Source organism: Sphingomonas silueang (assembly GCF_040049155.1).
GTDB lineage: Bacteria > Pseudomonadota > Alphaproteobacteria > Sphingomonadales > Sphingomonadaceae > Sphingomonas > Sphingomonas silueang.
Window position 1 is genome coordinate 167,389 of sequence record NZ_JBDZDK010000008.1, and the last position, 7,245, is coordinate 174,633.

General features: G+C 68.5%; 7 protein-coding genes. 6 read left to right on the forward strand and 1 reads right to left on the reverse strand.

Going from position 1 to position 7,245, the window contains the following annotated elements; translation table 11 throughout:
- The first annotated feature begins 26 nt into the window (after positions 1 to 26).
- Both ABLE43_RS10330 and ABLE43_RS10335 read left to right on the forward strand, forming a co-directional pair.
- Positions 27 to 2,417, forward strand: a complete 2,391-nt coding sequence (locus tag ABLE43_RS10330; RefSeq protein WP_348978416.1) for a hybrid sensor histidine kinase/response regulator — start codon at positions 27 to 29, stop codon at positions 2,415 to 2,417.
- Between the two features lie 31 nt (positions 2,418 to 2,448).
- Complete coding sequence (locus ABLE43_RS10335) at positions 2,449 to 2,790, forward strand: response regulator (RefSeq protein ID WP_425475253.1); 342 nt, start codon at positions 2,449 to 2,451, stop codon at positions 2,788 to 2,790.
- 24 nt (positions 2,791 to 2,814) lie between these two features.
- Here ABLE43_RS10335 and ABLE43_RS10340 read toward each other — a convergent pair whose 3' ends face one another.
- Positions 2,815 to 3,372, reverse strand: a complete 558-nt coding sequence (locus ABLE43_RS10340; protein WP_348978418.1) for a lysophospholipid acyltransferase family protein — start codon at positions 3,370 to 3,372, stop codon at positions 2,815 to 2,817.
- Between the two features lie 238 nt (positions 3,373 to 3,610).
- Here ABLE43_RS10340 and recA point away from each other — a divergent pair, with 238 nt between their 5' ends.
- The 4 genes from recA to ABLE43_RS10360 all read left to right on the forward strand — a co-directional run bounded on the left by recA (position 3,611) and on the right by ABLE43_RS10360 (position 7,126).
- On the forward strand, positions 3,611 to 4,699 hold the full coding sequence (recA, locus tag ABLE43_RS10345; protein ID WP_348978419.1) for a recombinase RecA: 1,089 nt from the start codon (positions 3,611 to 3,613) through the stop codon (positions 4,697 to 4,699).
- Between the two features lie 211 nt (positions 4,700 to 4,910).
- Positions 4,911 to 5,555 carry a glutathione S-transferase family protein gene (locus ABLE43_RS10350; protein WP_348978420.1) on the forward strand — a complete coding sequence of 215 codons (645 nt, stop codon included), beginning with the start codon at positions 4,911 to 4,913 and terminating at the stop codon, positions 5,553 to 5,555.
- Positions 5,556 to 5,594: 39 nt separating this feature from the next.
- Positions 5,595 to 5,978, forward strand: coding sequence for a hypothetical protein (locus tag ABLE43_RS10355; protein WP_348978421.1), 384 nt, complete (start codon positions 5,595 to 5,597; stop codon positions 5,976 to 5,978).
- Positions 5,975 to 7,126, forward strand: a complete 1,152-nt coding sequence (locus tag ABLE43_RS10360) for a glutathionylspermidine synthase family protein (protein ID WP_348978422.1) — start codon at positions 5,975 to 5,977, stop codon at positions 7,124 to 7,126. Before ABLE43_RS10355 ends, ABLE43_RS10360 begins: the two co-directional genes overlap by 4 nt.
- Positions 7,127 to 7,245: the final 119 nt, after the last annotated feature.

The window sequence follows — 7,245 nt, forward strand, 5'->3', positions numbered from 1 at the left end:
CCCCCGAAGCACCGCAACAGCCGCATATGGTGTCGCTTTCCCCCCGTCCGTCGTCGCCGCTGCTGCCGATCGCCGTCGCGCTGGCGAGCGGAGTCGTCGCGGCCGGGATCATCCTGTGGCTGATCGGCGATCCGATCGTCGCGACCGGCTTCGCCGCCGCCGCGCTGGTGCTGGCGGGCGCCATCTTCGCATGGAGCCGGACGGCGGCACGCGCCGAACTGCCCGAGCCGCTGACCGACTGGTCGGTCGCGCAGGCACTCGCCGCCGCCTCGCCGCATGCCATGGCCGTCACCGATCGCGCCGGGCGGCTGATGTGCGCCAACGACCGCTACGCCGCGCTGTTCGAGGGCTATCCCACCCCCGCGGCGGCGGGCGGCGAGGGGAACGACGCCACGCTGCTCGCCGGTGCCGCCCGCGCGGCATGGCGCGACGGTCACGCGCATGTGACGCTGCGCCAGGGCGACGCGCCGCTCGCCGTCCATCTGACCCGCGCGGGCGACGCGATGCTGGTGTGGCGCTTCGAGGGCGGGCAGGCGATCGCGGAGGCCGCGGGCCTTGCCGTGCAGATCGCGGGCGAGGTCGGCGAGCGGCTCGGCATGGCCGGGATCATGGTCGCGCTGCTCAGCCCCGACGGCCGCATCCGCAGCGCCAACCGCGTGTTCCAGGCCCGCGCCATGGGGCAGGAGGATGCCAGCGCGATCGACGGGCGCGACTTCGCCCGCTTCCTCGTCACCGACAATCGCGGTCGCGTCCGCTTCGAGCGCGAGGGGCTGGGCGGCGATCCGTTGCGCATCCTGCAAGTCCCGCTCGCCGAGGACAGCGGCGGCCCGATGCTGGTAGCACTTCTCGACGAGGAGGAGGCCCCCGCGGGGCTCATCCCCATCGCGGCGCCGGGGGCGGCGGGGCAGGTGCGCGCACTCGTCTCGCTGCTGCCGGTCGGCATGGCGCTGGTCGACCGCGACGGGCGGTTCCTGCACATGAACGACGCCTTCGTCCGGGCGACCGGCGTCAACCCCGTCGCCCCGCCGCTCTACCCCGGCGACCTGGTGGTGCGCGAGGACAAGGCGGCGCTGGCCGATGCCGTCCGCCGCTTCGCCGGGGGCGCGCAGCACAGCGCCGACATGGCGGTGCGCCTGACCGACCGCCCTGACGAGCCGATCGCGCTGTCGATCGCGGGCGCGCGCGGGCTGGGCGACGCCGCCGTCGTCCTGTCACTCCGCGACACCGGCGAGGAGGGCAAGCTGAAGCGGCAGGTGGCGCAGGCGACCAAGATGCAGGCGGTGGGCCAGCTGGCGGGCGGCGTGGCGCACGACTTCAACAACATCCTGACCGCGATCATTGGCCACTGCGACCTGATGCTGATGCGCCACTCGCCCGGCGACAGCGACTATGACGACATCCAGCAGATCCGCGCCAACTCCAACCGCGCCGCCAGCCTGACGCGGCAGCTGCTCGCCTTCTCGCGCCAGCAGACGCTGCGCCCGCAGGTGCTGCAACTCCCCGACGTGATCTCGGAGGTGTCGAACCTGCTGAAACGCCTGCTCGGCGAGACGGTGCAGCTGGTCGTCAACCACGGGCGCGGGCTGGGCTCGGTGCGCGCCGATCCGGGGCAGCTCGAACAGGTCGTCGTCAACCTCGCGGTCAATGCGCGCGACGCGATGCTGGCACGCGGCGGCAACGGCGGCACGCTGACCATCGAGACGCTGGCGACCAGCGCGCAGCAGGTCCGCGCGATGGACGACGACGTGCTGCCGGTCGGCGATTACGTCACGCTCAAGGTATCCGACACCGGCACCGGCATCCCGCCCGACATTCTCCCGAAGATTTTCGAGCCGTTCTTCACCACCAAGGAAGTGGGCAAGGGCACCGGGCTCGGCCTCTCGACCGTGTACGGCATCATCAAGCAGTCGGGCGGCTATATCTTCGCCGACAGCCGACCGGGCAAGGGATCGACCTTCACCATCCACCTGCCGGTCCATGCCACCGAACCGCCGCGCCAGGGCGCGCTGCCGCCCCGGTCGCGCAACGAGCCCGCCCCGGCATGGGGATCGGGCACCATCCTGCTGGTCGAGGACGAGGACATGGTCCGCGCCATCGCCGAACGCGCGCTGACGCGGCAGGGATACAGCGTACTCACCGCCGAGAACGGCGAGGCCGCGCTGGAGCTGCTGGCCGACCGGCCGCACATCGACCTGCTGATCTCCGACGTGGTCATGCCGACGATGGACGGCCCGACCATGGTCCGCCACGTGCGCAAGGCGTATCCCAGGCTGCCGATCCTGTTCATGTCGGGCTATGCCGAGGAACAGCTGCGCCGGTCGATTGATCTGAATCAAGTGTCGTTTCTGCCGAAACCCTTTTCCGTACAACAACTTGCGATGGCGGCACGCGATGCGCTTGCCAAGACTTCGCCGTGACCGCTAAGGACCACGGTCTATGACCTCGTCCATGCGTATCCTTGTCGTCGAAGACGAACCCCTCATCGCGATGATGCTGGAGGATTTCCTCGACATCCTCGGCAAGTCGGTCGCAGGCACCGCCGACAGCGTCGCCGCCGCCCTTGCCGCGATCGACGCGGGCGGCATCGACGCGGCGATCCTCGACGTCCACCTGCGCGGCGGCGAGAAGAGCTGGCCGGTGGCGGACGCGCTGGCGGCGGCGGGCATCCCGTTCGTGCTGGCGACCGGCGGATCGGGCGACATGATCGAACCCACGCACCGCGACCGCCCGGTCCTCTCCAAGCCGTTCACGATGGACGGCGTGGAACAGGCGCTGGCGGCGCTGGGGTAAGGGTCGAGACGTTCACGATGCCGACTACCCGGAGTTGATTGCCTTTTCGATTGCCTGGGAAAGTGTATCCGCAGCGTCGCGCATGCGCCGACCTTCTCGTGGCGGAGGCAGGATCGGCGCATGAAAGCGCACACGGACGGGCGGTCGCCGCAAGAGATCACGGAGCTGCAATTTCGTGGGGCCGGCATAGTGGACCGGCACCAATGGGCAGCCCGCCAGCATTGCGATCGTCGCTGCGCCCCGTTTCAGATCGCCGAGTGCTTCGCTACGTCGGCCACCGGGGAAAATCACCAGCAGTCCACCACCGGCCAATATCGCCAGCGGCAATTTCATCGCGCTGGGCCCCGGGGCATCCCGATCCACCGGGAATACGCCAGCGGATCGCAGGATCGTACCCATCACCGGCACGAACAACTCCCGCTTCGCCATGAAATAGACCGGGCGCGGCCAGGTCGCTGTTCCGATCCAGAGCGGGTCGAGCCAGCCGACGTGATTGGCCACGATGATGGCGGGGCCGTCCGGCAGGTGGTGCCGTCCGGTGACCTGTCCCCTGCCGAATGCGAACGCGACTGTCCGCAGCATGCCGCCGATCCATCGGTAGGCGCGACCGGGATGGTCCCGATCATGTAGTTTGGTGCCGGTGCTATCCACGTTGCATCGCTCCTGCACATCGTGCCGGATGGCACATGCCGTTGCGTTACCCTTCGATCAGTGCGGCCCGCAACCATTGCATCTTGCAAAACCGGAACAAAACGAATACATGCCAATCCAACAGGCGCGTTGAACCCTCGGCGCGGTTGCTCTACGCGAAAGGCTGGACATGGCGGCAAATCTGAAGGCGGTCGATAGCAAGATGGCGGCGGCAAACGACAAGGCGGCGGGCGAACGGCAGAAGGCGCTCGACGCCGCGCTGGCGCAGATCGATCGCGCGTTCGGCAAGGGTTCGGCGATGAAGCTGGGCCAGAAGGAAGCGATGCAGGTCGAGGCGATCTCGACCGGATCGCTCGGGCTCGACATCGCGCTCGGCGTCGGCGGCCTGCCGCGCGGGCGCGTGATCGAGGTCTATGGCCCGGAAAGCTCGGGCAAGACCACGCTCGCGCTCCACGTCATCGCCGAGGCGCAGAAGAACGGCGGCACCGCCGCCTTCGTCGATGCCGAGCATGCGCTCGATCCGGTCTATGCGAAGAAGCTGGGCGTCAACATCGACGAGCTGATCGTGTCGCAGCCCGATACCGGCGAACAGGCGCTGGAGATCACCGATACGCTGGTCCGCTCGAACGCGATCGACGTGCTGGTGGTCGATTCGGTCGCGGCGCTGGTGCCCCGCGCGGAGATCGAGGGCGAGATGGGCGACAGCCACGTCGGCCTGCAGGCACGCCTGATGTCGCAGTCGCTGCGCAAGCTGACCGGCTCGATCAGCCGTTCGCGCTGCATGGTGATCTTCATCAACCAGCTGCGCATGAAGATCGGCGTGATGTACGGCAATCCGGAGACGACGACCGGCGGCAACGCGCTGAAATTCTATGCCTCGGTCCGGCTCGACATCCGTCGCACCGGGCAGATCAAGGACCGCGACGAGATCATCGGCAACGCCACCCGCGTGAAAGTGGTGAAGAACAAGGTCGCACCCCCGTTCAAGCAGGTCGAATTCGACATCATGTACGGGCAGGGCATCTCGAAGATCGGCGAGATCCTCGACCTCGGCGTCAAGGCGGGTCTGGTCGAGAAGTCGGGCGCGTGGTTCAGCTATGACAGCGTGCGGATCGGGCAGGGGCGTGAGAATGCCAAGACCTTCCTGAACGAGCATCCCGAACTCCGCGACAAGCTGGAGGCATCGATCCGCCAGCGCACCGAAAAGGTCGCCGAGGAGATGATGACCGGCCCCGATGCGGAGGACGACGACCTCTGATGCGGTGCGTCCGGCGGGTGGTAGTGCCAACTTCCGCCCGCCGGATGCGATGCGCTGCAACGGCCAATCCGCTTTTCTGCCAAGGTGTTGGCAAGGAGGGGTGCCCGCGGTACGACGATGTTCCGTGTAACCTTCGCCGACTTCCGCGGGGTTCCGGCCAAGCTTCGCGGCGACGGGGCTGCCGGATGCGCGATTGCCAGGGGGAGTGCCGATGATCACCGTTCACCACCTCGAAAATTCGCGGTCGCAGCGGGTGCTGTGGCTGCTCGAGGAACTGGGCCTGCCCTATCGGGTGGAGCGTTACGCCCGGAACAAGGCGACGTTGCTCGCCCCGCCCGAACTGCGCCGCATCCATCCGCTCGGCAAATCGCCGGTGATCGTCGACGACGACGCGCGCGGCAGCGACGGGCCGCTGGCGGTCGCCGAAACCGGGGCGATCGTCGAATATCTGGTCGAGAAGGCCGACGGGCGGCTCGGCATCCCGGCGCACCGCCGCGCCGCGCTCCACTATCGCCATTTCCTGCACTATGCGGAAGGCTCGCTGATGCCGCCGCTGCTGCTCAAGCTGGTGCTCGGCCGCGTGCCGCTGTTCGGCCGGGCCGCGCAGCGGAAGGTGCAGCCGATGATCGACGTGCATCTCGATTACGTCGAATCGCACCTCGCCGCCTGCCCGTGGTTCGCGGGCGAGGCGATGACCGCCGCCGACGTGATGATGAGCTTCCCGCTCGAAGCGGCGCGCGGTCGCGCAGGGCTGGGGCCGTCGCGTCCGCACACCGTCGCGTGGCTCGGGCGCATCCATGCCCGCCCGGCCTATCAGGCGGCGCTCGCGGTCGGCGGCCCCTATGCCTATGCCTGAGCGGGCGCTAGGTTGCTGGCGGAGCGAGGGGAAACGGACATGCGCAACGACCTGAAGATCACCACCGGCGTGGCGGCGGCGCTGCTGCTGGCGGGTTGCGGCGGGCGCGACCGGGACGACGGCTGGACCGCGCGCAGCGACACCGCGGTCTGCACCGACCAGAACGGCGTGCGCGTGCCCGACAGCAACTGCAACCGCCGCACCGGCGGCAGCGGCGTCGGCAGCGCCTTCCTGTGGTATTATCTCGCCCGCAACGCCGCCATCCCGCCCTATGGCGAGCGGGCGCGGGGCGGCACCTTCACCCGCGTGCCGGGCCGCAGCTATGCCTATGCTCCGGCCAGCACCGCGATGACCCGGTCGCAGGCGATCTCGCGCGGCGGCTTCGGCGCGTCGGGGCGCAGCTTCGGCAGCGGCCGCTCGTGATCCGTACCCCGCTCACCCCGCGCCCCGACTGGCGCGCGCAGGTGGAGGCCGAGGGGCTGATCTGGCACGGCGGCACCGCGCAGCCCTATTGGGACGAAAGCGCCTGCTACCGCTTCACTGCCGCCCAGATCGCGGAGCTGGAGGCGGCGACCGCCGAGCTCTACCGCCTGTTCGTTGCAGCGGGCGACCGGATCGTGCGCGACCGCGACCTGCTGCGCCTGCTTGGGCTTCCCGACGCCTTCCACCACGCGGTGATCCATAGCTGGGAAAGCGAGCCGCCCGCGCTCAACTACGGCCGCTTCGATCTGGGCTATGACGGCAAGGGGCCGCCCAAGCTGTTCGAGTTCAACTGCGACACGCCCACCGCGCTGCTGGAGGCGGCGGTGATCCAGTGGTCGTGGAAGGAAGCGGTATTCCCCGGCCTCGACCAGTTCAACAGCCTGCACGACAAGCTGGTCGATCGCTGGACCGCGCTGGCCGCCGACCTGCCGCCCAGGGTCCATTTCGCGCATGTCGCCGACGACAGCGGCGAGGATGCGGTGACGATCGCCTATCTGCGCGACACGGCCGAACGGGCGGGGATCGTGTCGGTGCCGATCCTGATCGACGATCTCGGCTGGGACGCAGCGGTCGACCGTTTCGTCGATACCGACGACCGCCCGATCGACGCGCTGTTCAAGCTCTACCCGTGGGAATGGCTGATCGACGAGGCGTTCGCGCCGCAGCTCCTCCACGACCTGACGCACGGCGGGACCCGCTGGATGGAGCCCGTTTGGAAGATGCTGTGGTCGAACAAGGGCATATTGCCGATCCTGTGGGACATGTTCCCCGATCATCCCAACCTGCTGGGCGCGGCATGGGACCCGCCGGAAGACGCCGACGCCGTCGCCAAGCCGATGCTCGCGCGCGAGGGTGCGAACGTCTCGATCCGGCTGGGCGGCAGGGTCGTGGCGGAAGCCGAGGGCGATTACGGCGAGGGCGACTATATCTACCAGCAATATTACCCGCTGCCCGAACCCGTGCCGGGCTGTTTCCCGGTGATCGGCAGCTGGGTGGTCGACGGCGAACCCGCCGGCATCGGCATCCGCGAGGACGGGCGCATCACCGGCAACACGGCGCGCTTCGTGCCGCATGTGATCGAGGGCTAGGGTCTGTGGGGATTCACAAAGCTTTACGAATGTGATTCACGCTTTGGATGGACCGAGACGTACTGACGGATGCCCAATGGGCGAAGATTGAGCCACATTGTCTGGGCAAGCGGACTGAT